Source organism: Escherichia sp. MOD1-EC7003 (genome assembly GCF_002965065.1).
Classification (GTDB): Bacteria; Pseudomonadota; Gammaproteobacteria; order Enterobacterales; family Enterobacteriaceae; genus Escherichia.
This window is the reverse complement of the sequence record NZ_PTRE01000328.1, coordinates 1-351: the sequence shown is the minus strand read 5'-3', so window position 1 is coordinate 351 and position 351 is coordinate 1. Positions and strand designations below refer to the sequence as shown.

Here is a 351-nt window from a genome sequence, read left to right as displayed (position 1 = left end):
CTCCCTGCCGGTTCGCGTATCTGGCTGGTTGCCGGTATCACCGATATGCGAAATGGTTTTAACGGCCTGGCATCAAACGTTCAGAACGTCCTGAAGGATGACCCGTTCTCCGGACACCTGTTCATCTTCCGCGGACGCCGGGGTGACCAGATAAAAGGGTTGTGGGCTGACAGTGACGGACTGTGCCTCTTCACCAAACGCCTGGAGCGGGGCCGCTTCATCTGGCCAGTCACCCGTGACGGCAAGGTGCACCTTACTCCGGCTCAGTTATCCATGCTTCTTGAAGGTATCAACTGGAAGCACCCGAAACGAACGGAACGCGCTGGAATCCGCATATAACCCGTTGTAAAG

1 protein-coding gene is annotated in these 351 nt (G+C 56.4%); it reads left to right on the top strand.

Annotation, left to right across the window (positions count from 1 at the left end; translation table 11 throughout):
* On the top strand, positions 1-339 hold a 339-nt coding region (gene tnpB / locus A7090_RS25610; protein ID WP_105275904.1), incomplete at its 5' end, for an IS66 family insertion sequence element accessory protein TnpB.
* Between the last annotated feature and the right edge of the window lie 12 nt (positions 340-351).